We start from the raw sequence: 24,836 nt of genomic DNA on the forward strand, positions 1-24,836 counted from the left end.
CCAGGCCAGAATCCGCCCTGCTTTCCAGCGCCATTCTTGACTTTGTCGAAAATCGCTTACACAAAATTTTACGCCCGGCCTGATGATGGGAGGGATCGGAATTTCCGATCCCTCCCACTTGCTTTCATATTGTTCGTTCAGTCCCCCCACTTTGCATCAGCGATATTACCGTGTTGGTGCGTACAAGCTTTGTACTCCCTCACAAACCGTTGCATGCTCGGAGGCCGCTGGCCATCGGCTTTCCCCGACAGTTGGCCTTCTGATACCTTTCCGTCGAAGGCAGCCAATTCAGGCATAGACAAGATTATCCTCAATTCTTCAGATGCAATACCGAGAGGGTCATTTTCACTTTGACTAGTCAGGGAGCCTTCATACTTGAAATTCTGCCCAGTTTCACTGAGTAGGCACAGCCTCCACATACCTACATCTGTAACAAGCGCAGATGATTGGGGGGAGGTAAATACCATCGCGATCAATTTAAGGATATAATCCGCATCTGTGGGTGAAATCGTTGAACATTCTTTTCGATGAAGTTTCTGCTTTACCCCATCCCCATATAAGTAATTGCTGAACCAGATCTTCCCTCTGGAATTGAGCGTCAACCGCTGTTCGACCTCACGATCTGGAGCAGGCATCGGTCCAAAACCGATCATCTCTGAAATCAGACGCATTGATTTAATCTTACCCTCGAAGGCAACATTTGAATCATATGCGGGCCTTCTCATAATGCTCACCTCATAAGTTGCCGGGCCTATGGAAGAAATGGTGTCACAGCCTTGAGGAGTCTTGCCCCTCGCTCAACGTGAAATTTAATCATCGCAGGCCAGTCATCATGGTTCGTCACGCTGACATCGAGAAGTTCATCATATAATTTACAAGAACGATTGCCTTCTTGGTTGTACCATTTCAGTGGTCGGCCGTAATCCTCCTCAATTTGAGAGCGATGACTTTTCAGCGAATCATAGATCATTTGGTTCCTTCCTGCATTCCCGGTATCGATATAGATTTCTATACGGGCTTGATCGTAGTTCGCCACGCAAGATAGCTGGACACCAGGGCAACTCGTAGAGCCAGACATATAATTGTTTTTGGTCGGGGAGACATAATTGAAAGTGCCTGTCTCGGTACGAATTGCTGGAAGGACCTGCGACCAGTACTCTCTACGTACCTTATGCCGCAGACTAGATTCCTCATCGTTGCATTTCTTTTCGTTGAGGAAAAACACCAAGTCAGATGGGTCTTGATCGTAATGCTCAAACAGCCGTCTCAGCATATTCAGCTTGTGTTGCGTGGAGGTCCCGGTATTAACATAGATACCTTCAACGACCAGTGCAGATGCCTCAAACCCATCTCCTGTCCTAAAGAATTGGCTGGCCAGATCGACGCTATCATCGGCGCCGGCAAGATAATTCAGATACGCCGTATCGATATTGTGGAGTTCCTTCAGCATCTGGACATACATATCAACCCAAGTTGTGGCTTCATGTTCAATTCCACGAAAACGATACTTCATCAGTTGACGCCCAGTCAAGGAGGCATCATCATCTAGCGCAATTTCGTCATACTGCTTCTGCGGTGGAACATAAGTAGTATCCTTATTTGGCCAAAGGGCAATGCACTGATTTACCAGCATACTGCTCCGCTGCTCCAGTTCTGGAAGGCCCCAATGATCGGCTTTGGCGATTTGTTGGGTCATTTTCAGTCCGCTCTGCAGATAGCCGTTTTTCATTGTTTTCTTATCTTGGAAGGAGGCATTGCTGTACCTGATATTGTAAGAGGAGGCTGCCAGGGTCAGGTTTGCGAGCCGGTGGAGCCATTGGCCGTGGATATTTTCAGCATCGTCACCGAGCTCGCTGGCCCAAGCAGGAGTTAGATGCTGGGGCATGATGTGCTCAATGGTGTACTCACCACTGTCCAGACGATTATAGATCTCTTTGTACTCCGAGCTATCTCCATTCTCTATGCGCTCGAAGATGTACGCCTTATATCTGGCCGGCATTGTGTAGATATTCTTGTTTTTGAGACCTTCAGCAAAATCTTCGTCTGTTGGGAAGGCTGCCTTCTCCTTCTTGTTTCCAAAAACATACCGCAGTTTCTCAATGAAATCATCATAGGTACCATCGAGACGCTTGATGTCATTGCAGAGCGTAAGGAATACTTTGCTCTGGGTGTTGGATGGCAAATCGCAGATGAGGCGGCGAAGTAGATAGGACTCCACAATGCGGCAGACCTCACCCACATCCTCTAAGGTAAGCACATCCTCCTCCTGTAGTCGGAAGACTTCCATTAGAAACGGCCTGCAAACACTGCTTTCGAAACGGTTCAGCCGATATAGCGAAGCCCGGAGTTTAATTGGAAAGTTCGGATTCCCAACCCGGATCTTGTTATACCTCTTCGCATAGTCCCGGAGTTCTTTAAGAACATCCTCTATCTGGCCGCGCTTTTCAACATAATCCTTGAACTCCTGGTAGATCTCCTTCATTGCGGTCAGACGTCGCTCCTTAATCCCCAGATAGTCACGGATGAACGGACTCACGTCGTAAGAGTTCGTCTGTTTGTCGTAGCCAGCGTTTTTTTCAATGGGGCACCAGTAGTCATCATAGAACTGCTCCTGCTCCTCCATAGATCGTCGCATAAGAACAAAGTTCCGGATTTTGTCGCCCTCATTCAGATCAAGGCCGGTCGAATTGAGGCTCTCAAACACTAGTTGTGGATCGTCGTCGGGTGGTGTTAGCGTGATGTCGATGATCTGGAGCTTCTCTACCGCCGTAAACAATTGGTCTACGCTGATGTCCTCACGCTGGATCTGATTATAGAAGAATAGGTAATTCTGTGTGATACGGGAGCTGAAATTGTACTCAGACGGATCGCCCCAGAGCCTGTCATAAGCGTCCTGATCTCCTTTGATGGGCTTTAGCTTCATCTTCCTCTGCTTAGGATTGATTTCATCAACGAGATATTTCTTCGTGATGACGTCATACAGGTTTGGATCATTAGGGGTAACGAGTCCATCCTTGATCAGATTAGCAATCGCCAAGAGGAGAAGCGAAACTGTGGTAATCCGCTGCTGGCCATCGATAACCAGATAGTCTGAACTGCTGCCCATAGGATCACTGACGGAGACTATACCACCGAAGAAATGCCACCGTTTGTTATCTCGGATCGTCTTTACAAGGTCGGAGTAGAGTTTCTTGCAATGTTCTTCCTTCCAGTCGTAATTTCTCTGATAGACAGGTATTACGAGCTTGTCCGCATTCTTCAGAAAATGTGTCAGTAGCTTTCCTTGACCATTCACGCTGACTCCTCCAAATTTTTCTCTCTAAACCCATTTCAAGTTGTGCATTGCCATGGATCAGTACGTCTTATACCCATATTATCCATTCCGAAGTTCCCGATACAGTTCCTTTGCCAAGGCGACCATGATGGCTTTATACTTGGCGGTATCCTCAAATAGCTTCGTATAGGTTTCCGTGCTCTCGATATAGGAGGCCTGGGCAGTCTGGTCGAAAATCTTGGGGAACACATTTTTTTCGAAGATCTGCTGTCCATCCACTTTAGCTGCTTTGCGAAGCTTTTTATCCGCCAGTAGTTTCTCACGCAAAGTCCCAATCAAGACTCTGTCTGCTTCAGTAAAATCGCCTTTATAGGTCTCATTGATTCGATCAATGACCTCGTCCAGCGGGTCTTTCTTGGCGTTCATGTTGACCGCCTTCTTCGTCTTCGCGGGCTCCAGGGCCGTTGCCTTATCTTCCAGTGTGATTGCTCCCTCAAAGGTTTTTTCCAGACGGTAGTACTCCAACTTCACCCGGTTCTCCAGGTCCCAGGGGGTGGAAGGCTCTGCAGGGATCAGTTTGGAGAGATAGGAACAGAAGAGAAACTCCTTATGAAGGTCCTTATCGAACATCCGCACGATCTGAGAGATGTAGTTATACCACTTCACAAACGCTCGGATTAGGCGGCGGAACTGGTAGCGGTCCTCCTTGCTCAGTTGATTGTAAGCCTTGGCCACCGGGAGCAGAGCGTTGGAGATCTTCGCCTGGACGGAGGTGGCCTTTTTCGCATCTGGAGCGAAGTAGATTTTGCTGACCACCTCAATATCACTTTCGTTATACAGTTTGAATTCCCGGAGCTGCTTCTGAGTCTTGTAAATCAGGTCAACATTGATTTCCTCGGTGAGGCTAGTCTCCTGGTAGTATGGCTGGAAGGCCTCCAGAATTTCTTCCTTGGTATTCACAAAGTCCAGAATGTAGGTATCTTCTTTTCCAGGATAAGTACGGTTCAGACGGCTCAAAGTCTGGACTGCCTTCACATCTCGTAACTTCTTGTCCACAATCATGGTGTGGAGCAACGGCTCATCAAAGCCAGTCTGGTACTTCTCCGCCACGATCAGCACATCGCCCTCGTCGTGGAAGACCTGCTTGGTCTGGGCCTCGCTGACGCGGTTTCCCTCCCGGTCTCGGTTCATGCCGCTTTCAGTGTACTCTGTGCCGTTCTCCTCGTCTGGGTCCCTGATACCTCCAGAGAAGGCAATCAGGATCTCTACATCGTCGTAGTGATTTGCCTCCAGATATGCCTTGATCTCGTGGTAGTAGCGCACCGCCGCCAGACGTGAGGCCGTAACCACCATCATTTTACCCTTTCCGCCGATTTTGTGCTTGGTAATGTCCCGGAAAGTCTCCACAATGATGGCGGCCTTCTGCTGCAGGTTGTGGGGGTGAAGCTCCTCAAAACGCCGGATAGTCTTGATGGCCTTGATAGTGGGGACCTCCGGATTGTCCGGGGTGTTCTTGGCGATTTGAAAGCAGGTCTTATAGGTGGTATAGTTCTCCAGCACATCCAAAATGAAGTGCTCCTCAATGGCCTGTCGCATGGAGTAGATATGAAAGGGGTGGAAAGAGCCATCCGCATACTCATCCCCGAACATCTCCAGGGTCTTGTTCTTTGGCGTGGCAGTAAAGGCAAAAAAACTCAGGTTCTTGTGCTTGCCGTGGGAGACCATCTCTCGCACCAGCTTGTCCTCCGCATCCTCCAGTTCGTCCTCGGCCTTACCCTCCAGCTCCGCATATTCTTTGAGTGCATCATGGGTATCCGCCAGGGCAATTTTCAACTTCATGGCGCTCTGGCCAGTCTGGCTGCTGTGGGCCTCGTCCACGATGACGGCAAAAGCCTTGCCGGATGTGTCGTCTATCTGTTCATAGATCACGGGGAACTTCTGCAGAGTGGTGACGATGATCCGCTTGCCGTCGTTCAAAGCGTCCCGCAGATCTTTGGCGGACTTCTTCTTGTCGATGGTCACTACAGAACCCAGGGTGTGGTCGAAGCCAGAGATAGTCTCTTGGAGCTGGGCGTCCAGCACCGTGCGGTCTGTGACGATGACCACGGAGTTGAAGATGGGCTTGTTGTCATCGTCATGGAGGCTGGCCAGATGGTAGGCGGTCCAGGCGATAGAGTTGGACTTCCCGGAACCGGCGCTGTGCTGCACCAGATAGTTTTTGCCGGGGCCGTTGGTTCTGACATCCTGGATCAGCCGACGCACCACATCCATCTGGTGATACCGGGGGAAGATGACTGACTTTTTAGTGATTTCCCTTTGTGCGCCATCTTTCTGAGGCGCCTTCTCTTTCTTCACTTGGAGGTTGACGAACTTTTGGATGATGTCCAAAAGGTTGTCTTTTCGCAATACGTCCTTCCAGAGGTAGGAGGTCACGTAGTCTCCATCCGGTGAAGGCGGATTCCCGGCTCCGCCGTCCCTGCCGGGGCCGTTACTGCCCTGGTTAAAGGGGAGAAAGTAGGTCTTGGCCCCATCCAGCTTGGTGGTCATCACCGCCTCATAGAGATCCACGGCGAAGAACACCAGGACGCGGTGGTTCAGCCGGAACGCTGGTTCCTTGGGGTCCCGGTCAAACATCCACTGCCGCTTGGCATTGTCCACGCTTTGGCCGGTGAGCTGGTTCTTAAGCTCGATGGCTACGATCGGGATACCGTTGACTGCCAACATCATATCTACGCTATTGTTGTTCTGCCCGGAGTAGTGCCACTGGCGGATACACTGGCAGATGTTTTGACCGTAGTGTTTGACAGCCACATCGTTGAGAGTGGACTCCGGCTTAAAGTAGCACACCCGGAACTCAATCCCCCGGTGCTTGAACCCGTGGCGCAGGACACTTATCAGTCCATCGTTCTCCACGGCGTTCTCAAAAGCCTTGTAGAACTTCTTCTCCGGATCGGAGTTGCACTGTTTCTCGAAACGTTGCCATTGGATGGGCTGTGTGGCCTGGACAAAGTCCACCAGGGTAGCTAAGTCCAGGGCCACACCGGAGTCCATGAAAGCCCGATAGCCCGCGTCTGACGCCTTCTGCCAACCACCGACAGGAGAGAGCAGGAAGGACTCGATATCTTGTTCAAACTGTCTTTCGTTATCGGGCATGTCGTATCCTCCTTACGCTTCTTTCTGCAATGTGTGAACTCCAGAACCTTTGGGCACAAACCGATGTTCTCTCATTTTGTATAGAGTGTCCTGCCAAGTAGAATACTGAGGATTTGCCTTGTTAGGAGTCCAATTCGTAACGACCTCGCCAATTATCTCTTTGTCAGTAGGATGGGATACCCCATCAATAATAAAGTCATTCCATGCAGCGAGCAAGGTCGCTACACGTTCAGCCTGAGAGGTTTTCATTGGCCTCAAAAAATCCACTATTTTTTCGAGTTTCTGATCAATATCAGAAAAAGTATCCATATACTCCCGCAAGCCCTCTTCGAATTGTTTTCCCTTTTGGTAGGAGACAGGCGATCCTTTCAGAACCGTGTACCAGCCTTTTGCGTTAATGATTTCTTCTATGTTTAGGAGATCTGGATCGTATGGGCCATGCTCGTATCGAATGAATTGAGTGTGAAATGGCATATTTAGCAAACACTCTGCGGCAAACATACATTTCTGCAACTGAATTCGTCCCCGGACACCAGTACCAAGCAAGTCCAACACCCTGAGCATAAGCAGAGCTTTTCTGTACCGCAATATCTCAGGGGAAAGAATAGCTATTGTCACTTGGTCGGTATCTTCTACTCGCCTTTTCCCGGTCACAACCTCATAAATAAGAGAATTTTTGTAAGCTTCTAAATCGTCAATGAGGGATTGCTTTTCATAAATCAATGCATCCGCCTGTGAACAGAAGTCGTTTAGGTACTCTACAATGTGCCTTTGAACACTGACAACTGGTAGTGCAACTTTAATGTTGAACAGATCATTTGTATATAGGCGGCTTAAGCCAGCACCGACACCTGTAATATATTTTTTGAACTCTTGAATACAATTTGGCGTTTTGAAAAGATATTCCAGAAACTTTGGATCAACTCGTTCGTTTGCGCGGTAAACAGCATAATCCGGGCTGACCAAACCCCTAAAACTCGACACAGCGAATACACCTAAATGGGCCTTTAATTTGTTAAACACCAAATCATTTGGTTGTACTATCTTGGCTCCGATATAAGATGTTGCCGGATTAGCAACCGCAATCATGGATGACGGAACAACACCTAAAGATTGACTCATCGAAAGCGGTTGTTCCAAACCAGTTCCTGAGCGGTCATTAATTTCAGTAAGGAGATTTTTAATGCGGATAATTGCCCAATCAGCCGGAATCTCCCCAATCCACTCGATCCCACTGTCCTTCAGCTCGATATTTTGGTCCAGGCCTTTAGTAATAGCCTCGTAGATAATGGAGGCCTTCCACTGTCTATAATCCTCAATGCTGCTTTTTGCCTGGGCGATGATCTCGTCGATCTTGGCGCACTGGGTGTCCAGATAAGTGGCAATAGATGTTTGCTCCTTGGTTGTTGGCAAGCAAAGAACAAAGTTGTGCAACATCGGGAGTCGCACCGAAGCAACTGTCGATTTTGCGCTACCTTTATCAATTTCCAAACTAAATTGATTGCTTATAAAGTAGTAAAAGTACCGTGGAACAATATTATTAAAATCGTAAAAACAGTAAACTCTTTGATGAATTGCATACTTCCCAAAAGCATGATGAAATACCTTGCCAGCTCCAGCACCGTCCCCAGCCATTAGGATACTTTCCCCATCAAACGTATAACTGTTGGCCCGCTCTATTTTGGGGGAGCGAACATAAAAAGGATATATACCGTCTCCAACGGCATTTTGTGTGTCTTGGTTTCCGGTCATTATTTTACATAGGAACCGCAATCTACATAAACTCCAGTGAGTTGGGATTTTTCCAATAGTGTCAATTCCGCTGTCTTTCATCTCCGCAAAACCCTTTGCCGGAGTCATCTCACTCACCGTCCTTCCCAAACAAGTCATGGAGCTTCTGCATCAGGGCACGCTCATGCTCCTCGATACGCTTGGCGATCTGGTCGGCAGGCTCGATCTCCTTGTACTCGTAGAAAGTGCGGGTGAAAGGAATCTCATAGCCCACCTTAGTCTTGCTCTTGTCGATCCAGGCATCCGGGTTATAGGGCAGGACTTCACGTGCAAAGTATGCATCGATGTCCTCGTCCAGCGGCACATTCTCCGTGTCCCGCTTTTTGGGGTCAGCCACAGGCTTGCCCTTTTTCAGGACCCTCTTCCCGTCCTCATCCAGCAGGGGGCTTTCCACGGTGATCTTGTTATAGCCCAGGGCTACACTGTCCAGCACCCGGCTTTTGCAGACGAGTTTTGCTCCGGACTCCAGCTCCCGCTCACATGTCTGGTCCCGATACTCCCCGTAGGCCCTGACAATCAACTCTCGGCAGGCCTCGGTGATGTCCACTCGCTTGTTGCCGATGGGCTTCCGGCGAGACTCATAGCACTTGCTGGCATCAATGAGCTGGACCCTCCCGATATGCTCCGAGGGCTTGTCCTTGGTGATGGTCCAGATGTAGGTGGCGATGCCGGTGTTGTAGAAGCTGTCGTTGGGGAGCTGCACGATGGCGTCCAGCCAGTCGTTTTCGATCAGATACCGGCGGATTTCCGACTGGCCGGAACCGGCATCCCCGGTGAACAGCGAGGAGCCGTTCTGGATGATGGCCATGCGGCCCTCCGGCTTCAGTTTGGACAGGCCGTTGAGCAGGAACAGCATCTGCCCGTCGCTCTTGCTGGGGAGGCCGGGACCGAAGCGACCAGCGGAACCCTTCTTGTGCTCTGCCTCCACCGCCGTGGCCTCCCGCTTCCAGTCAATCCCAAAAGGAGGGTTGGAAATACAGTAATCGAACTGATAGCCGTCGAACTTATCATCGTCCAGGGTGTCACCGAACTGCATATTGTCCGGGTCGCCCCCACGGATCAGCATGTCAGCCTTGGCGATTCCAAAGGTGAAGGGGTTCAACTCCTGGCCAAAACAGGTGACATCTGCATCGGCATCCAGTTGCTTCAGCCGCTCTTCCATGCAGGTAAGCATCTGACTTGTGCCCATGGTCATGTCGTAGACCGTCTTTGTAATGCCCTCCCCGTGGAAGGCGTTCTGATCTCCCGTCACCAGCAGGTCGCACATCAGGTAGATGATATCCCGGCTGGTGAAGTGTGCTCCGGCCTCCTCGTTGTAGGACTCGGAAAACCGCTGAACCAGGTTCTCAAAAATATAGCCCATATCAACGGCACTGATCTTTTCCGGCTTCATATCCGCCTTGTCAGAGCAGAAGTCCACGATAACCTGATAGAGCAGTCCGGCCTCCTCCATGCGGTCGATCTGGGCGTTGAAGTTCATGCGGGCGAGGATGTCCTGCACATTGTCGGAGAAGCCATTGAGATAAGCGCGGAAGTTATCGTTGATGTTCTCTGGGTCTGCCCGCAGAGTCTCGAAGGTGAACGGGCTGGTATTGTAGAACTGGTATCCAGCAGCGGTCCGCAGGAAGCCCTCTTTGACTGCAAGGTGCTCTACCTTCTTACAGGTATCCAGTACCGCTTGATGGGTTGGCAGCAGGCAGTCGTGGAACCGCTTGACCACCACCATGGGCAGGATCACCAAGCCGTACTCATGGGGTTTGAATGCACCAAAGAGGGTGTTTGCCACATTCCAAATGAGAGTGGCCTTCTCCTGGATATTCCGGCCCACAGAGGCCAACTGTTCATTTGCGGTCATAATATCGCCCTTTCTGTTTGTGGCATACATCCTTACTTAGTTACTTTATAATACGATATAATATGGGATTAGTCAAAATCGCTTTGTGCCAATCCATGCCTTTAACCCATCACGAATTGCCGTCTAGGCAAAGAGACTTGTTCAAGCCACTGTTACCTGATGTTGTTAGCTTTCTTCGAAATCCATGGCATGTTCAGTCTTCGCCCTCGAGATGACTTTGCGCAATTGCGAATATTATATCATCATTTAGACTTTATGCGCATTGTGCTTCTGATATTATTTCATGGATTACACCGCTTGCAGGGAACATATGCACGTTCAATTAGATCCTCGCGTGAGCCGTAATAGTCCTCACGGTTGGAATCCTTGATATCGTCCGCACTGGCGCAAGATGGCAGGTGGAACTTCTTCGTGTTGTTGTTCAAAACATAGTGTGCCTCAGCGGTTGATGTTCCGGCTTGGGTATCGGAAGAGGGTTCATGGGCAACCGATGGTTCTGAAGTGGAAGCAGCTCCGTCTAGCGTGCTGTCTCCCGTTGCATAGTTGATCGTCACCCCCGGCTGCACATTGTAGGCAAAGATACAAAAGCAGATGCCATCACCATCATCCTCAACGGAGTAACCTTCCATCAGGACTCCAGCAGCCAGTAGGTTGTCCCCTTCAAAGACGGGCGTGACGCGGTAGAGAACATGGTTGTTCGTTTCCTGAACATAGTCGGCAACCATATTCTCGAAAGGTAGCATTCCATCAATGTTCAAATATCTGGTGCCAGTGATCAAGTTCCTCTCATTCGCATTCTCTCCCGAGAGTTGGAAGCCGATCAAGTGACAGCGATTGTAGAGGTAATTCCCGTCAACAACACCATTATACCGCACAGTGTGCCAGCCGGAAGGCTTGACCGATCCAATAGATCCGCGTTCCTCGGTAGGCATCAGATCCTGCCCTATGCAGGCATATGCGGTGCCGCACCGGCTGAGCGAGTCGAGAGCGCTATATAGCTCAAAAGAAGTTGTTGTCAGTTCAGAAGATGTGAAATAAGGAATATTTCCATTGACTGCAACATAAGCCGATCCACTATAAGGCTCAACATCGGAAAGTGAAAAACTGGTGGCAGCAGTACTTTCACTTGGAAGAGTCGAGGAAACTGGTTGGTCAATCTCTTGGCCGGTCATGCTACCCTGTCCATTCGGCCCCGACGGCTTCTCAGCCTCTACGCCGGAGTCATCTGTGTCGGCAGATGACTGCTCTACACGATCAGTAGATTGCGGACTTTCCACAATTCCAGAGGAAACACTGGATGGAGAATCATCCGGGTAATTGGAAGAGTTGCCTTCGTCCGTCGAACAACCAACTAAGAGGGAAAGGACAAGAGCTGCCAGCAGGAAAATGGATGTAACTTTCTGTTTCACCGTTCAAATACCTCCATAGTGATTCTTTCGTGTGAGTATCCGGTAAAGTTGCTTGACAGAGCAAGATGCCATGTTCCTTCATGCAGCTTCAAATCAAAATACCGATCGGCTGGGTAGGTTCGGTTCCACTTGAAAATAATCAGTTTTTCAATGCGTTTCTCGACCGGAGCCAATGCGGCATCTTCGACAAAGCAGAAGTCCCCATTGCCGGCATCTCGCAAGAAAGTATCCGAAACAGTCAGATCAGGAGGATTGAGGTCAGAAAATAATCTAGCGGAATAGTGGCTCATGTGTAAAATCGAGTGCTTCGTCAATCTTAAGATCTGCGCACACAAGCTCTTATCCCGACTCTGCCGACGGTGATTGAACATCATGCCGCCTTTATCGTCCAAACAGACTATTACAATCATCGGATTCCCCCTTCAGGTCGCACCCCCGTACTCTTTCTCCAGAGTGTCATTGCCTGGACTTGAGAGTATAATTGCAGGTTACCTGTTAAATAATACGGACAGCTATTTTACTAACAACAGTGGATTAACTGCCCTTTGGGCACACCGCACTTCATTATCCACGAGAATGCTCACGCTGTATTCGCCCGTCACTAACCAGATTTTACCATTCGCATTTGTGCCGTATGCCTTCATTTGCCCGCCAAAGGTTGACCAGTATCACGGACAATATTTGCCACCATTGTACCGTAGAATAGATGCGGTTGCAACCAATACTGGTCAATGGAGGACGCGCAGATGGAGCAAAAAATCCGTCGTGACCGCAACATGGGCTCTAACCTCAGGCGGCTGCGGGATCAGTATGGCATCTCCCAGGAGAAACTCTGTGCCGAATTACAGCGAAGAGGCTGCGACATCGGGCGAACTGCCTATGCCAAATATGAGTCAGGGGAGTTGAATATCCGGGCGAGTGTGTTGATTGAATTGCGTAAAATTTACAGTTGCTCTTATGATGATTTCTTCGCTGGCTTGGATAGGAACATAGAATAGCAGTCTCATGCGTTTGATTTGCTTTTGCTAAAAAATGAAGTCATCCGCAAGCATAGATATAGACTATTCTCTGTATTAAGTTCTCCAATAGAGTGGGATCTTCTGGGGGGACCATAATGAACCCACCCTCGGTCCATCGTCAGGGCATATAAACCCCTTGGCGGCAAATTATTTAAGAGAAAGTGGTTTGTATCAGAATATGGTACAAACCACTTTTTCGCTTTAGCGCACAGTATATAGATTTGAGGTATGGCTGCCATTTGCGCGGTATCTTGGGTTCTTGAGTAGGAAGCCTTTGCGTTCCAACTCGTTGATTGCTCTCTTCACAGTGCTGCGTGATAAGCCAAGATCTGAGGCGATTGTCTTAATTCCTGGCCAACAGGTGCCTGATGCATTGGCCCGATCCCGGAGGTAAATGTAAACGGTTTTGCACCGATGAGGCAATTCAGTATCAGCATAGATCGATTCAAAATAGCCCACCATGTTCACCTCCAATTATGTTCTCAGACTTGTATCGTCGGAAGCGGGAGCATGAGCATCTTCCTCTGCAGCTTTTTGACTTCCGTTTTGCTGTGGTGCTGCATCTGCCTTTTCCGATGCTGTATTTTTCAAGGCATGACATAGAATGCTTTCCTCCAGCTCCTTTCGCCCCGCGTAGTGGACTTGCATATTTTCATGTACCGGCACAGTGTATCCCTCTTTTTCGAAAGTAATGCCCCATTCTAGGAAGAGTCGGAGTCGGGTCTGCATTGGATGGCAACCAGTTTTCATAACAACGAAGTGCCCCTTGGGAATTGATTTTAACTCGTCTGGCGTCATCAGGGGCCGCTCTACCATCTGCAGGGATTGACTGGGATCATTCTTGCTTTGGCTCACCGAGCCAGACTGCACCGTGCGAGTTCCAAGGTTCCTGGACAACACTTCTGCTGTCTGGCTGCCAGGTGCAAAGCCTCCGAAGATTGTATCCTGACAGTTATCCTGAATGATCTCGCTGCCCTCCTTGCCGTAGTTTTTTTCAAGCTGAGCCAACGATTGGATGATCGGCACCAGGGTCAACCGCCTGGAGCGCCCGGCGGAGAATAGGGGCAATATATCAAAGGGCGGCATGGTACCAAGCTCATCACAGAACAACACCACACGGTTTTTTAGTTTTCCGCCGTTCTCATCGGCAACAGCAAATAGTTCTCGGCTCAGATTCTGAATCATCAGTCCGGCCATGAAGTTTTTGGTCGTGTCTTCTTCCGGTAGGATCAGGAAGATAGCGCATTTCTGGCTGGCGAATGTCTCCGCGTCAATGGCGCTGTCAAAGCAGATGACCTGCTCCAATTCACTGTCGAGAAACGCATTCAGTCGGGACAAGACCGTGGACATGACAGACGCCATTGCCTGGTCCGAGGTGTTGAGTGCGGCTCCCGCAAACCATTTCGCTTTGTGATTATCGGGGAGTTTCCCCATTAGCTGCTGGAAGTAGTTTTTTTGCCTTGGCCCAGGGGACTCCAGCAGATCCTGAATCAGTTTGAACACCGATACGATATGCCTTCTCTCACTTGAATCTTCTTTTGTTGGTGGAAGATATTCTGCTAACAAAAGTACCACAGCAGTAAGCAATCCTTCTGCTGCATCATAGAAAAATGCATTTTGTCCATAAGAGGAAGCGTCGCCATCTGGATTAACTATGGTCTTGGCGAGAATTTTGGCATACTTTTCGGCCTTGGCTCTGGCAGCCAGATTGCTGGGATCTTCCTGAGCCAAATCCATATAACGGTTGATCAACGTCAGAAGATTATTACCATCTGATCTGGTCGGATTGCGAAGGTCGATCACGGAAATCTTATAACCGTAATACTTGCTGGCAATAGCACCGTAGTTCCTCGCCAAGTCGCCCTTGGTGTCCAGCGCCAAGAAACTCATACCACAGGCGCAGGCATATTCCAGATTGGGGTACAGGAAAAAGGCAGTCTTGCCAACACCGGATGCACCAATCATCAGGAAGTGAACATCGTCGCAGTCTACAAGAGCTTTCAGCCCACCATGTTTGGAATGCTTCTTGGCTTTGACAGACGCGCGTCCGATGCACCCTAAGACGATCCCCTGTGCCTCTGGCCGATTCTTGCCACGACGCCATTCATCGACTTGGAAAGGCACATGCTTATAAGTCTGACGGATCTCTTTTGGGGTAGCCCATCGTGCGGTACCATGCTGGCCGTCACCAACGGTTTTGGATTTGATACGGTTTAGGGAATATCGCTGAGTGAATATGGAGGCAATGATCAACACCAGCAGCATTCCGCCGCACAATACAATCAGTCCCCATGCTTGTTCAGTCATTGCGTCACCCCGTTTCCAGAAAAGGGACCTGTGCGTCCTCCAGAACACACAGGTCATCATTCCAGTCTTTGTTTTGGGGAGCCAGGCGATCCGAGGCGATTCCAAACTGTTCGGCAATCTGTTCAGCCATACGGAGGCTTGCTGCCTGACCTGCTGCGTCATTGTCCAGGCATAAGAACACCTCCTGTGCGTGGGGCATACGGGAAAGCATTGACATTACAGGGATCGCAGATGTTCCGCAGCAGGCAACATAGTTGTGCGATTTCCAATCTTCAGGATACAGGGTGATGAAGGAGAGCATATCGATGGGTGCCTCGAACACATAGAGCTTTCCGTCAGTGCCAAGGTGATGAAAACTATATTTGGGATCGCTGCCCTCCACATTCTGCCGGAAGGACTTTCCAAAACTGTTGGCACTGCGTTTGTGCGCGTGGCGTGGAATGCCCTGTTCATCCGTCCCCACAAAGACGCAGTTGTGATATTTGCTGTCCTCAAAGAGTGTCTTTGCCTTCGCAAAATAGGCAATCACATCACGGTCAATGTGCCGGTGCTTCATCAGGTAGGCAAAAATGCGCCGCATATTGGTATTCGCTTCAGGAAGTTCAAACGGTTTTTGTGGTGGCTTCTCCCGCTCAGCAGCAGATGGGTATATTGTACCCTGCTCACCACCCAGAAGTGCTTTGACGGCTTCTGGGTAACTGTAATTATAAAACCACCGGACAAAGCTGATCGCATTTCCACCCTGACGGCTGTCGTGATCGAACCATTCACAGCCACGGATGGTCACGCTGTGATCTCTATCGAGCCTCTTATCCCGTCCAGAAGGAAGGAGTTTTTCTCCTCTCTGGCGTAGGAATTCTTCCAGATCCACTTCAGCTGCTCGCTGTTTCTGCTCATCAGTGAAATGAATATACTGAGCCATAGTACCTCCTTTCCCTTACATCGATGGCCCATTTTGCCATCCCTGCTCCTCATGATCATCCGCTTTATGCCCAAGGGCTAGTCGCTTGGCCATCAGCTTTTTCCTGCGCTTGGAATCAATTCGAAGGCCCAACGGACTAGTAGGTGCCATTGCATTGTCACGGAAAATCTGGCCCATGTGATAGAGGAGACGAGTTACCGCAGCGATTACTGCTGGGTTGTGGTTGTTCACTGCCGGTGACTTAATTGGCTGTTGGGCGCTATCCGTTTTTGGTGGTGTCTCGGTCGAATCAATTTCTCCTGATTCTTCGTTCGCATTTGGGTTGGTGGAGTCCATCTCTTCCTGTTCCAATTCCAGACGTAGACAATCAGCCTCGCGGATAATGGAGTTCTTGATTGCCTTGAATTCCTTTTGCTTTGAGAGAGGATTATGGACACGTGGTTTGTCCTTGTAGTAACCCTCCAATTTATCACGCAGATCATTCCAGACCTGATAGCACGCTGCCACATCTGGCTGCAGTGCCAGCTCATCAGTGATAGCATCTACTAGTTCTTTCAACTTTTTAGGCAGGTATCCATACTGCTTTTTCCCTTTGACACTGCTCAGGGCATTGGCCAGTTCCACCATCTTTCTGGCAATCGAATCATTATCCAGCGAGGTGGATTCCATGTGCGCAATCAGTTCCGCCATAGCGGAGCGGGACTGTTTTACCAGGTCCTGATAAGCCAGATCTTTTTTGACATAGATGTTGTGCATCTCATCCTGGAAGATAGTGTTGGTCAGCGCAGAGCGCATGGCTGTGATTCCGGTCTTGTTCAGATACCCGTGTTTCTCATCTGCAGACCACACCATCATGTGTACATGTGGGTGGTACCCTTCATCGTGGAAGGCTGCACACCACCGGAAGTCATCCACCGGGATCTTCATGGCCTGCGCCAAACGTGTCCGGTGCTGTAGGAGGAGGGTGCGCCAGTTTTCAGCACTATCGTATCCAAGAGCAGACGCATCTTCTCGGCGCAGAGAAAGGATGACCGTCCAGACAGGGCCATGGTGTTCCGCGACCTCTGCCATCATATCCTGGAGCGACACATCCTGCGTGTCACTGAACAGGCCATGGTCACCGCGCTTTTCTACACGGGGACGGGTAGCGATGTATTTGAGGTAGCCATCGCCAGCTTCCATGGTGTGGACATTGGCATCCAGTGCCATAGTGATCAATTCAGAGGCGTTGCCAAAGGTGGGAGAGGCGCAGTAATCACTGTACTCGAATAGTTCTTTGGTATCTGGATAATCCTTGAGCAGTCTTTCGATGAGTTCTTTCTGAGGCTGTGTGACAGGACCCCGGCCATGAAGTTTCTCAACACCTTCTCTTGTGGCAATGTACCGCATGTACTTTGCTGCACTGCCATTGCAGATGTACCCACACTTCTGCACCAGCTTTGGCATGGCTTACAACCTCTTTTGGAACCGGAAGATCTCCTTGAAGCTGATCATGCCATGGGTGCGCATCACATCCTGGACACACCGGCCACGCAGCTGTTCCAACTCATTGAGTGTTGCATCTGTATCGTGTGCCATGAGGTGCATCATCATGGACATCTCCACCGACATTTTGAACAGCAGCTTGCCGAGCCGATCTCCCAGCGCGCCTAACGAGCCTTCCAATGTAGCTGACAGTGTGACTGGTAGATACGAGCCGTCCTGCTCCGCTTCAAGGTATCCGGTATAGAATTGAATGGCTTTTTCAATAAATTCGCTTTGACTCTGAGAGTTGTCAAGCTGATAGGAGCGCTCCACCAGTTCTTTTGTTTTCGGTGTCAGCCAGAAAGCAAATTTTTTCTTTGTGTTACTCATGACGTAGTTCACCTCACACTCTAATGAGTCTCTGGCCAATACGAAACGCTTCCAGGTCATCGATGATGAAAAGGTCGCTGCGCCAATGGCCGGGCCATACCGCAAAGAGTTTGCTGATACCCGACTGGGCGTGTACGTATCCTTCGATCTTGTCATGATATGTGGTGAGCTGTTTGATCTCGCCAGTGGCAAACAACTCGATATAGCAGATTCGATTGCTGTCGTAAGGAAAGCCGTCTGTCTCCTTTGCGCTTCTCATCTTTGGTACCTTCTTTCTAATCAAATTTGCGCTGGGTACGTCTTCGTCCCCGGAAGAAAGCCTGATACGGCGGGGCTTACGGGGATTCACGACCCCGTAGGCGTGATTTTTTTGCTTTCACGACCCCGGTGGGAAAAGCCTGAAACTGCCCGCACTGCGGGCAGAAGTGAGAGAGCCGGGGCGTTCACGACCCCGGCTCTTTCTGCCTGCTTTTTTTTCGTCCTCCGTCCCCTGGTGGAAAAAGCCCTCAAATGGGGGCTAACCTTCCCGATTGGGGTAGGTGGTCTACCCCCACCCATAGGAGGGCACACAGGGCCTCACAGCGGCCCACACGGGGCCGTTATCAGGTGCCCAGCATTCACCCCATCTGCATTCCCGTCAAATCCTCGTTTTCATGCTCCTGAAGGGGGACCTGCGTCAGATCTTCCATGTCGGCAATCCACATGGACATACTGTCGAGCAGCGTTTCTAAGTGATCAGACACAACTTGGAAAGAGTTCTCCAATGTTTTGCTTGAGGAGAACTCCTCTTGTTGCGTTTTGTGAATCACTTCCATCTGACGCTGCACAACAAACAGGATGTCCAACAGATCATAGGCAGAGGGAGTATGGCAACCAACCGATTCCTGCTGCACAGGAGACTGTTCTGTCTTTTGGTAGATGCCATGACTCACTCGTGCATAGGGGAACGCAGGATCTTCAAGTTTTTTACTGATAGGCAACACAAGGTTGTTCTGTTCAATGGTTCCTTCGTACTGCGTTCCTTTGGCCTGTTCACGCACATAGTCGATGATCTCGCGGTATCGATGTGGCTCACCGTCATCCAGGAGTTCCCGGAAGCAGTTGAGCACGAATTCATTTTTGCTGTTGCGATCGATCAACATCTTTTACCTCCTCACACTATTACATGCTCTGGCCATCCGGGAATGAGGAAGCGCACATCTCTTCATCAAGATACTGTGCGCGATAATCATCCAGACTCAGTCCCGTCTGCTCCATACAGTAGTCATTCATTTTGGAGCGTAGGATTGAGCGATCCTCTTCGGTCAGGGGGTAGCGGTAGGTTTCCTCAGAACCATCTCCACAGACCTGGATCACAGTGAGTGCGTCACACACTTCACCAACATCCAAATCAAACTCCGCATAGACATTGAGATAGTCATCATTGGCATCAGTAGCCACATTGGTTCCGAACACAGCGTCAGGATCAAATGTGACTGGCACATAGAAATTCAGCAGACTTCCGCATTCGCTCATGTCATCCTGGAAAGAAATCTCGTTCATACTAAGTCGCCTGGATCCGGTCAGCACCATAGCCTCTGAGTTTGGTGTGAGTTCTTTGCCTTCAAGTTTGTCCAGCAGTCGATCCCATCTCTGATCCATCGAGATATTCTGTTTTCGGAAAGCGTGGTAGGCTGCCACGCTCACGTCATGGATACGGTAGGTATGCCAGCCATCCATAGCGTTAGCTGCGGAAAATGTATCCTTGTCAAAGTCCATTTCGAAAACACCAGACACCTTCCCAGTGTTCTGCAGCCGTTGGTCCAGGAGTTGATCATATTCTGCCTGGGTGATTTCCGAGCGGTCTTTGAACACAGATGCAAAGGAAACAGGTAGAGGACTATCCCCAGCGGTGAGATAAGTACGCAAGCGTTTTGCGGCGATGAGCAGTGTATCTGCTGAAGAAGTTTTGAAATACAGATCCTCTCCCCGACCGGTGACATGGTACGCCGCCCAGGTGGTTTTGGCCATTTGATCCGCTACCGCCTCGGCATGTTCAGCATTGATGAGTTCCTGTATCGCCTGTCGTTCCTCAGAAGGAACGCACTCAGAATATAGATCGGCAAGCATTTCCTGCATTCGTTTTTCAACATCAGTTCCATTCGAAGCAAGTTGCTTTTTCAGTGCCCTGAACTCATACTCATGGAGCCAAAGTACGATCTCAACGGAGCCGCTCATTTGGCCCCCCTATTCCGCCGCTTGGCAGGCTTTTGCTTACTGTAGGTACTGGGTGCGGGGTAACGGATATCTTTGTGATGGCGAAGACTCAACAGCCGATTGGACGAACGAAGATCCTGGCTCAAAAAATCAGACTTTTTCATCATGTCTACCTCCCATGTCATAGCCGGTCGAAACATCTTGGCCAGGATTGTCCTGGTCATTGTTGTTATCCTGTGTCTGTGCAGTGCGCCCGCCTTTTGCTGTACGCCTGGGGCGTGGACGAACTGCAGGCTTGTTCTTACTGTCCAGATACTCCCGAGTATCCGCTGGCACATATTTTTCATAGAGCTCTTCCAGCAACCGCTGCAGTTCTTTCTCTGGTGTTCGCTTTTCCTTTGCGGACAAAAAATACCGGAGCGCATCCAATCGCTCCGGCTCCATCGTCACTTTCAATTCAATCTTGTCCATTCTGACCTCCTTACATTGAGTAGAACTCAATCCGCAAGGCGTCCTCTACCTCACCTGGTTGGAAGGTATCCGGCTTAGCAAACACTTCACCAAAGTGTTGTATCTGCTCTTGGGTAAGAGAACAAAGATCACCGGATCGAGTATCGCCAGCCAGAAAGAATGTGCCGACAATGATGTCGTTGCCCAAGCGCCGGTTTCCTTCCAGCCCCATCAATTTGCCGTCCTCATTGCAGACCAGGCAAACATCGCTCAGGGGGAGCACCTCGATGTAGCCACCCACCATTTTCTGCATAGCGTCCAAAGTGTTTGGCATGGTTACCGTTTCTGGTGATTTACCAGGTTCCACCTTCAAGACAGCAATCTCTTTTTCTTTCATCAAATCGCCTCCTTTAATTTGTGGGCAGGTAGGAGCGTGGATTTACACGCTGACCATTGACACGCACTTCAAAGTGTAGATGCGGACCGGTCGATCGTCCCGTGGAGCCGGACAGAGATACGGTGTCACCCGCCTCCACGGTATCTCCAACACTGACCAACAGTTTCGAATTGTGAGCATACAGAGTTACCATTCCATTGCCGTGGTCAATCATTACATAGTAGCCATAGCCACCAGCATTGTAGGTTGCCTTTGTAACGACTCCGGGCAGAGCTGCACGAACTGGTGTGCCTGTGGGCACAGCGATGTCGATACCGGTATGACCTTTTGTCTGGCCGGTAAAGGGATCGGATCTGTATCCAAACTCTGATGTGACTCTACTTTCCCAGCTGGAGCCCACAGGAGAACAAAATCCATCCGCACCGATAAACGGCACTTCGGCACCGGGTATCCAGCCCTCTGTTCCAGTAGCAGAACCGTAACGGACCAAGTTGTAGATACTGTCTGCGTTGTTTCGTTGCTCCTCCGTAACTGTTTCTCCTAATGCCGTTTGAATGTTGGACCATATTGTGGCGATGTCTGTGATGGGAATTGCAACGGTGTAGGTTTCCTCCTCCGGTTCTTCGGCACTTTCGTCTTCGCTATCAGTTGAATCAAGCGGGCGGGTACGTTCCTCATAAGTGACAAAGCAATCAACAAATTGTTGGTGCGCTCGGCTGCTCGGTGACTCCGCGCCGAAATACAGAGCATAAAAAAATGCCTTGACACGTATAGCGTCAAGACTTGCTCCGTCCTCTGTCATGCTATTGATTTCCGCAATTCGCTCATCCAACAATGCGAAGCTTGCCTGCATGTCTTCGATGTAGGCTCGGTATTCTGCAGGGATATCTGCTGGTAATGTGCCACCATAGAAACACAGGTCAAGGATGCTGCTGTTGTGATCAGCGGAACCGCCCAGGATAGAACAGAATGCAGCAATGAGGAGAATGATTGGGGATAGAATCGCTACCAGAACCCAGCCTGCAGCCTTGCGTGTCTTCTCGTTTGAGAGGACACCAATTGCGGCTTTTGCAATGGCAGCAGCAGGAATTGCCATCAGCGACCACCTGCCGATCCAAAGAGCTGCTCCTTATGGGAAGGAGCATGGACCGCCAGCAAATGTCTGTCTGTCCCGCATTTGTAGAGGCAGACTCCTCTCTGGGGGTAACGAATCAGTTCGTATTCCGCTTCCTCCAACTGAAGGTTTTCCATGTAGAACTTTTTATCGATGGCACCTGCATTAAAAATAAATTGATGGGTAGGGATTGCAAAAAGGGGGCGAGTCAACTCTCGGACGCCAGGCTGGTCAAAGTCTTCCAGGTTCTGACTGGCGAGAAATAGGGACGACTCTTTCTTTCTTACTCGTTTCAGGCAGTTCCGGATGTAGGTGACAGCTACCGGATTGGTGAGCCACAAGTACAGCTCATCAATCGCTGCCACTGTATTTCCGGCGCTGAGGAGCTGATCAGACATATATGAGAGCACACTAAACAGCAAGGTGTCCCGAAGGTTTTGCGCGACGCTGTCCAAGCCTTTGACACAGAACACAAGGAAACGCGCAGACGAGATATTCGTATGTCCGTTAAAGAATCGTGCATCCGCACCTTTGCACATAGAGTGGAGGCCCAGCAGCAGATCCCGAAGCATTTCGGGAGGATAGAGTTTCAGAGCTTCCTCGTCTTCATAGTTCTGGTAGGCATCCTCAATGGTGTCATAGAGGTCTGATAAGATAGGATAATCGGTAGGAAGCATACGTGAGAAGTCCGTCTTATCATTGATGCCCCATTTGTGGTAGAGCCGTTCTATCATCAGCTCCAAAGTGTCAATGTGGGGGACATCGAAGTCCTTATAGACACGGAAGATGTCACGAAGGAATGAGATGTGCTGGGCCAAGAGAGTACCGTGGAAGGCAGGAGGCGCGTCTGGATCATCAGGCTCACTACCATCATCCCACCGGCGCGGCTCCAATAAATTGATGCGATGTCTGCCGTCCATGAAGTCCAGAAAGCAACCTCCCAGATTTCTGCAGAGATCCTCCATTTCATGCTCCGAGTCCAGAGAGATGGCACACTTACCTGCCTCCAAGACATTGCACAGTAGGAGCCGGAGCAGATATGTTTTTCCTTGACCGCTGTTGCCAAGTATCAAGGCGCTGGCATTGGTTTTGTCGTCGGCTCGTCGGTCCAGATCCACGATAACATTGGAGCCATATTTGTCCCGGCCCACATAAAAGCCCATCGGATCCGTCTTTCCCGAATAGCTGATTGGGTACAGATTGGCCACGCTGGATGCAGGCAGCACACGTTCAGTAAAGGAGCCAAACGCATTTTGACCAGCAGGATTGGAGGAAAGAAATCCGTCTCTCTGACGTAAGAGTAGAGGATCTGTTCCCAATTTGGAGCGGATGAGAATTGCGTTGACCTCATCGCGCAGGGAGCGGAGCTCTTCCATGGTCGGAGCGGTGAACTCCAAAAAACAGGAACAATGGATGAGGGGTTCGGTTTGCCGTCGAGTTGTTTTGATCAGGGTTTCGACATCCTGGATTTTTTCCTCTGCAGTCACGCTTTGCTTGATGTTACTGAAATTACTGCGCTCCATTCGGTTCTTGTTGGTGGCTGCATGAATAATAGCATCCTCCTCAGCTGTGGTAACTCGCCTGGCGGAAAGGCGCAGGGTGACACCAGCCATTTCGCCAAGTCTACGGAGTAGAGCCAGTTCCTCTGTTGTGGGGGGATAACTTCGAAGTGCAACAACACTGCGATATGTACCACCCAGAATGAAATGGTCCGTATTGAACTTAACTGCAGCCGGTGCGATCAGATCCAGGAACTCCTTGGGCCGGGATACTACGGGTTGTTTCGAGGGTGTGTTTTTCTTCTTCTGTTTTTTCTTCTTAGCCATTTCCGATCACCGCCTTTTCTCCATCCACATCTTGAAAGAAGTCTGTGGTTATATCGTGCTGGTAATAAACGGCCAGCAAGCGTTTTACATCTTGCTCATCGGCTAGGCGGACGTGCAGGCCATGATCACAGATACCTTTCTCCAATTGGCGCAAGGTGCCTTCGCTCATGTCCGACTTCAGATCCCGCCGCAGAATCAAAACAAATTCTCGAGCAGAAGCGGAAGATGACAGGATTTCATCCAGATGACGCATATCCTCAATCAGCAGTTTCCGAATGGCAGGGGTCGTTTCCTCTTCCAGTCTCTTCTGATAAAATTCTTTGTTTCGTTGGAAGGATTCCCTGGAATCGACAACCAAGAGCTCCACAGCGGGCTCTGCCCGCAGGAGGTTGGCAAGCGCCGTTACCCTGGCACGGATTCCCTCGGATGATAGAACGGAAAGGTTATCGGGTCGGATGAGAAAAAAGACCAACTCCGAATTGGAAGTCGTAATTCCATGTGATGCAATACCCTGCATACCCATGAGCTGTCGTGTGGACTGGTGTTGCCGAAGAGCCAATTTTTCTTTGCGAGTCATGGGTCAAGCCTCCATTCGTAGTATTGCTGCTGCAGGATTAGGAAACAGGCGGCCCTCCGTAAAAAGTCCAGGATGCTGGAGCCGTCCACCCGAATAGTTAGGAAGGAGAATAGGACGGTAATCACGAGTGGTATCATCCCGGCCCCCTGACTCAAAGCCAGAACAGAGAGGAGAAAACCAACGCCGATAATACCAATATCCCGCAGTTCCCAAAGCCATAGCATTGGTTTTGCTTTCAGGTTTTCAGGATAGATAAACACATCTTCACCTCCTAGATGTCATTTCGGTCTGAAGAAAACAAAACCCTGCCAATTTCCGGCAGGGCATTGTTGAGTATTTATTCCAACTCATCTGCAAGGGCTCGTTGGATGCAGTCCAAGAAGAATGCGTTCTGCTTGATGTGATTCTTTTCCAGATACGCCTTGAACTGTTCGAACAGGTCTGCCGGAACTTGGAAGGCCACCGTTCTTTTGTTGTCTGCCATACTTGCATTTCCTCCTTTTTCGTACTCATAGAATTGTGTGATCAACCAAGCCATATACTGGCCAAGGGTTTTGCCGGATGCTTCCTGATGTTCCCGTACCTTTGCGTGCAGATCTGATGGGATTGGCGCGCAGAGATTCTTAATATCTTCCGCCATAACCTGACCTCCTTCTTCTGTAATTGCAAAGCAAGCATACCCAAAAGCAAAT

The 24,836-nt window shown here is 49.8% G+C and carries 23 protein-coding genes; 1 reads left to right on the forward strand and 22 read right to left on the reverse strand.

Annotation, left to right across the window (positions count from 1 at the left end; all coding sequences use genetic code 11):
* Positions 1-137: 137 nt before the first annotated feature.
* The 7 genes from GPK94_RS02260 to GPK94_RS02290 form a co-directional block, all read right to left on the reverse strand.
* Positions 138-725 carry a hypothetical protein gene (locus GPK94_RS02260; RefSeq protein WP_101691738.1) on the reverse strand — a complete coding sequence of 196 codons (588 nt, stop codon included), beginning with the start codon at positions 723-725 and terminating at the stop codon, positions 138-140.
* A 26-nt stretch (positions 726-751) separates the two neighbouring features.
* The gene (locus tag GPK94_RS02265; protein ID WP_215654260.1) at positions 752-3,295 is read right to left on the reverse strand and encodes a DUF4268 domain-containing protein; all 2,544 of its coding nucleotides are present in this window, start codon (positions 3,293-3,295) and stop codon (positions 752-754) included.
* Between the two features lie 78 nt (positions 3,296-3,373).
* Positions 3,374-6,427: a DEAD/DEAH box helicase family protein gene (locus GPK94_RS02270; protein WP_215654262.1), complete on the reverse strand. Its 3,054-nt coding sequence runs from the start codon at positions 6,425-6,427 to the stop codon at positions 3,374-3,376.
* Positions 6,428-6,439: 12 nt separating this feature from the next.
* The gene (locus GPK94_RS02275) at positions 6,440-8,287 is read right to left on the reverse strand and encodes a restriction endonuclease subunit S (protein ID WP_215654265.1); all 1,848 of its coding nucleotides are present in this window, start codon (positions 8,285-8,287) and stop codon (positions 6,440-6,442) included.
* A gap of 1 nt (position 8,288) precedes the next feature.
* Positions 8,289-10,073 carry a class I SAM-dependent DNA methyltransferase gene (locus tag GPK94_RS02280; protein WP_215654267.1) on the reverse strand — a complete coding sequence of 595 codons (1,785 nt, stop codon included), beginning with the start codon at positions 10,071-10,073 and terminating at the stop codon, positions 8,289-8,291.
* Positions 10,074-10,354: 281 nt separating this feature from the next.
* The gene (locus GPK94_RS02285) at positions 10,355-11,482 is read right to left on the reverse strand and encodes a DNA/RNA non-specific endonuclease (RefSeq protein ID WP_226928286.1); all 1,128 of its coding nucleotides are present in this window, start codon (positions 11,480-11,482) and stop codon (positions 10,355-10,357) included.
* Entirely contained in the window at positions 11,479-11,892 is a 414-nt protein-coding gene (locus GPK94_RS02290; RefSeq protein ID WP_130870495.1) for a ribonuclease Z, read from the reverse strand. Before GPK94_RS02290 ends, GPK94_RS02285 begins: the two co-directional genes overlap by 4 nt.
* 336 nt (positions 11,893-12,228) lie before the next feature.
* On the opposite strand from GPK94_RS02290, the gene GPK94_RS02295 reads away from it, so the two are divergent.
* Entirely contained in the window at positions 12,229-12,480 is a 252-nt protein-coding gene (locus GPK94_RS02295; protein ID WP_130870494.1) for a helix-turn-helix transcriptional regulator, read from the forward strand.
* A gap of 222 nt (positions 12,481-12,702) precedes the next feature.
* Here GPK94_RS02295 and GPK94_RS02300 read toward each other — a convergent pair whose 3' ends face one another.
* The 15 genes from GPK94_RS02300 to GPK94_RS02370 form a co-directional block, all read right to left on the reverse strand.
* Positions 12,703-12,960 carry a helix-turn-helix domain-containing protein gene (locus GPK94_RS02300; RefSeq protein WP_180956741.1) on the reverse strand — a complete coding sequence of 86 codons (258 nt, stop codon included), beginning with the start codon at positions 12,958-12,960 and terminating at the stop codon, positions 12,703-12,705.
* A gap of 15 nt (positions 12,961-12,975) precedes the next feature.
* Positions 12,976-14,766, reverse strand: a complete 1,791-nt coding sequence (locus GPK94_RS02305; protein WP_242623844.1) for a type IV secretory system conjugative DNA transfer family protein — start codon at positions 14,764-14,766, stop codon at positions 12,976-12,978.
* A gap of 46 nt (positions 14,767-14,812) precedes the next feature.
* Positions 14,813-15,730, reverse strand: a complete 918-nt coding sequence (locus GPK94_RS02310) for a DUF3991 and toprim domain-containing protein (protein WP_130870493.1) — start codon at positions 15,728-15,730, stop codon at positions 14,813-14,815.
* A 15-nt stretch (positions 15,731-15,745) separates the two neighbouring features.
* Positions 15,746-17,176: a MobP3 family relaxase gene (gene mobP3 / locus GPK94_RS02315; RefSeq protein ID WP_195640808.1), complete on the reverse strand. Its 1,431-nt coding sequence runs from the start codon at positions 17,174-17,176 to the stop codon at positions 15,746-15,748.
* Between the two features lie 3 nt (positions 17,177-17,179).
* Positions 17,180-17,584 carry a hypothetical protein gene (locus GPK94_RS02320; protein WP_148337091.1) on the reverse strand — a complete coding sequence of 135 codons (405 nt, stop codon included), beginning with the start codon at positions 17,582-17,584 and terminating at the stop codon, positions 17,180-17,182.
* 13 nt (positions 17,585-17,597) lie between these two features.
* Entirely contained in the window at positions 17,598-17,843 is a 246-nt protein-coding gene (locus tag GPK94_RS02325) for a hypothetical protein (protein ID WP_148337092.1), read from the reverse strand.
* A gap of 358 nt (positions 17,844-18,201) precedes the next feature.
* Entirely contained in the window at positions 18,202-18,726 is a 525-nt protein-coding gene (locus GPK94_RS02330; protein ID WP_209346313.1) for a hypothetical protein, read from the reverse strand.
* A gap of 19 nt (positions 18,727-18,745) precedes the next feature.
* Positions 18,746-19,801, reverse strand: a complete 1,056-nt coding sequence (locus GPK94_RS02335) for a hypothetical protein (protein ID WP_215654269.1) — start codon at positions 19,799-19,801, stop codon at positions 18,746-18,748.
* A gap of 129 nt (positions 19,802-19,930) precedes the next feature.
* Positions 19,931-20,251, reverse strand: coding sequence for a DUF6103 family protein (locus GPK94_RS15935; protein WP_252192493.1), 321 nt, complete (start codon positions 20,249-20,251; stop codon positions 19,931-19,933).
* Positions 20,252-20,261: 10 nt separating this feature from the next.
* Complete coding sequence (locus GPK94_RS02345) at positions 20,262-20,627, reverse strand: DUF3846 domain-containing protein (protein WP_101691726.1); 366 nt, start codon at positions 20,625-20,627, stop codon at positions 20,262-20,264.
* Between the two features lie 13 nt (positions 20,628-20,640).
* Entirely contained in the window at positions 20,641-21,723 is a 1,083-nt protein-coding gene (locus tag GPK94_RS02350) for a M23 family metallopeptidase (protein ID WP_215654271.1), read from the reverse strand.
* On the reverse strand, positions 21,723-23,567 hold the full coding sequence (locus GPK94_RS02355; RefSeq protein ID WP_215654272.1) for a type VI secretion protein: 1,845 nt from the start codon (positions 23,565-23,567) through the stop codon (positions 21,723-21,725). Before GPK94_RS02355 ends, GPK94_RS02350 begins: the two co-directional genes overlap by 1 nt.
* Positions 23,560-24,144 carry a hypothetical protein gene (locus tag GPK94_RS02360; RefSeq protein WP_209346308.1) on the reverse strand — a complete coding sequence of 195 codons (585 nt, stop codon included), beginning with the start codon at positions 24,142-24,144 and terminating at the stop codon, positions 23,560-23,562. The genes GPK94_RS02355 and GPK94_RS02360 overlap by 8 nt, the downstream gene beginning before the upstream one ends.
* Positions 24,141-24,404, reverse strand: coding sequence for a hypothetical protein (locus GPK94_RS02365; protein WP_101691723.1), 264 nt, complete (start codon positions 24,402-24,404; stop codon positions 24,141-24,143). The genes GPK94_RS02360 and GPK94_RS02365 overlap by 4 nt, the downstream gene beginning before the upstream one ends.
* A gap of 77 nt (positions 24,405-24,481) precedes the next feature.
* A complete protein-coding gene (locus tag GPK94_RS02370; protein WP_209346307.1) occupies positions 24,482-24,784 on the reverse strand; it encodes a hypothetical protein in 303 nt (100 codons plus the stop codon).
* Between the last annotated feature and the right edge of the window lie 52 nt (positions 24,785-24,836).

Origin of the sequence: Pseudoflavonifractor sp. MCC625 (genome assembly GCF_018784545.1) — a bacterium.
Classification (GTDB): domain Bacteria; phylum Bacillota; class Clostridia; order Oscillospirales; family Oscillospiraceae; genus Pseudoflavonifractor_A; species Pseudoflavonifractor_A gallinarum.

What these genes read in the sequence shown, in the direction of transcription:
- GPK94_RS02335 (WP_215654269.1), bottom strand. Translation starts at nt 19,801, where the DNA reads ATGAGCGGCTCCGTTGAGATCGTACTTTGGCTCCATGAGTATGAGTTC.
- GPK94_RS02310 (WP_130870493.1), bottom strand. Translation starts at nt 15,730, where the DNA reads ATGGCTCAGTATATTCATTTCACTGATGAGCAGAAACAGCGAGCAGCT.
- GPK94_RS02280 (WP_215654267.1), bottom strand. Translation starts at nt 10,073, where the DNA reads ATGACCGCAAATGAACAGTTGGCCTCTGTGGGCCGGAATATCCAGGAG.
- GPK94_RS02325 (WP_148337092.1), bottom strand. Translation starts at nt 17,843, where the DNA reads ATGAGAAGCGCAAAGGAGACAGACGGCTTTCCTTACGACAGCAATCGA.
- GPK94_RS02290 (WP_130870495.1), bottom strand. Translation starts at nt 11,892, where the DNA reads ATGATTGTAATAGTCTGTTTGGACGATAAAGGCGGCATGATGTTCAAT.
- GPK94_RS15935 (WP_252192493.1), bottom strand. Translation starts at nt 20,251, where the DNA reads ATGGACAAGATTGAATTGAAAGTGACGATGGAGCCGGAGCGATTGGAT.
- GPK94_RS02295 (WP_130870494.1), top strand. Translation starts at nt 12,229, where the DNA reads ATGGAGCAAAAAATCCGTCGTGACCGCAACATGGGCTCTAACCTCAGG.
- GPK94_RS02275 (WP_215654265.1), bottom strand. Translation starts at nt 8,287, where the DNA reads ATGACTCCGGCAAAGGGTTTTGCGGAGATGAAAGACAGCGGAATTGAC.
- GPK94_RS02305 (WP_242623844.1), bottom strand. Translation starts at nt 14,766, where the DNA reads ATGCTGCTGGTGTTGATCATTGCCTCCATATTCACTCAGCGATATTCC.
- GPK94_RS02320 (WP_148337091.1), bottom strand. Translation starts at nt 17,584, where the DNA reads ATGAGTAACACAAAGAAAAAATTTGCTTTCTGGCTGACACCGAAAACA.
- GPK94_RS02260 (WP_101691738.1), bottom strand. Translation starts at nt 725, where the DNA reads ATGAGAAGGCCCGCATATGATTCAAATGTTGCCTTCGAGGGTAAGATT.
- GPK94_RS02345 (WP_101691726.1), bottom strand. Translation starts at nt 20,627, where the DNA reads ATGAAAGAAAAAGAGATTGCTGTCTTGAAGGTGGAACCTGGTAAATCA.
- GPK94_RS02360 (WP_209346308.1), bottom strand. Translation starts at nt 24,144, where the DNA reads ATGACTCGCAAAGAAAAATTGGCTCTTCGGCAACACCAGTCCACACGA.
- GPK94_RS02330 (WP_209346313.1), bottom strand. Translation starts at nt 18,726, where the DNA reads ATGTTGATCGATCGCAACAGCAAAAATGAATTCGTGCTCAACTGCTTC.
- mobP3 (WP_195640808.1), bottom strand. Translation starts at nt 17,176, where the DNA reads ATGCCAAAGCTGGTGCAGAAGTGTGGGTACATCTGCAATGGCAGTGCA.
- GPK94_RS02350 (WP_215654271.1), bottom strand. Translation starts at nt 21,723, where the DNA reads ATGGCAATTCCTGCTGCTGCCATTGCAAAAGCCGCAATTGGTGTCCTC.
- GPK94_RS02370 (WP_209346307.1), bottom strand. Translation starts at nt 24,784, where the DNA reads ATGGCGGAAGATATTAAGAATCTCTGCGCGCCAATCCCATCAGATCTG.
- GPK94_RS02270 (WP_215654262.1), bottom strand. Translation starts at nt 6,427, where the DNA reads ATGCCCGATAACGAAAGACAGTTTGAACAAGATATCGAGTCCTTCCTG.
- GPK94_RS02355 (WP_215654272.1), bottom strand. Translation starts at nt 23,567, where the DNA reads ATGGCTAAGAAGAAAAAACAGAAGAAGAAAAACACACCCTCGAAACAA.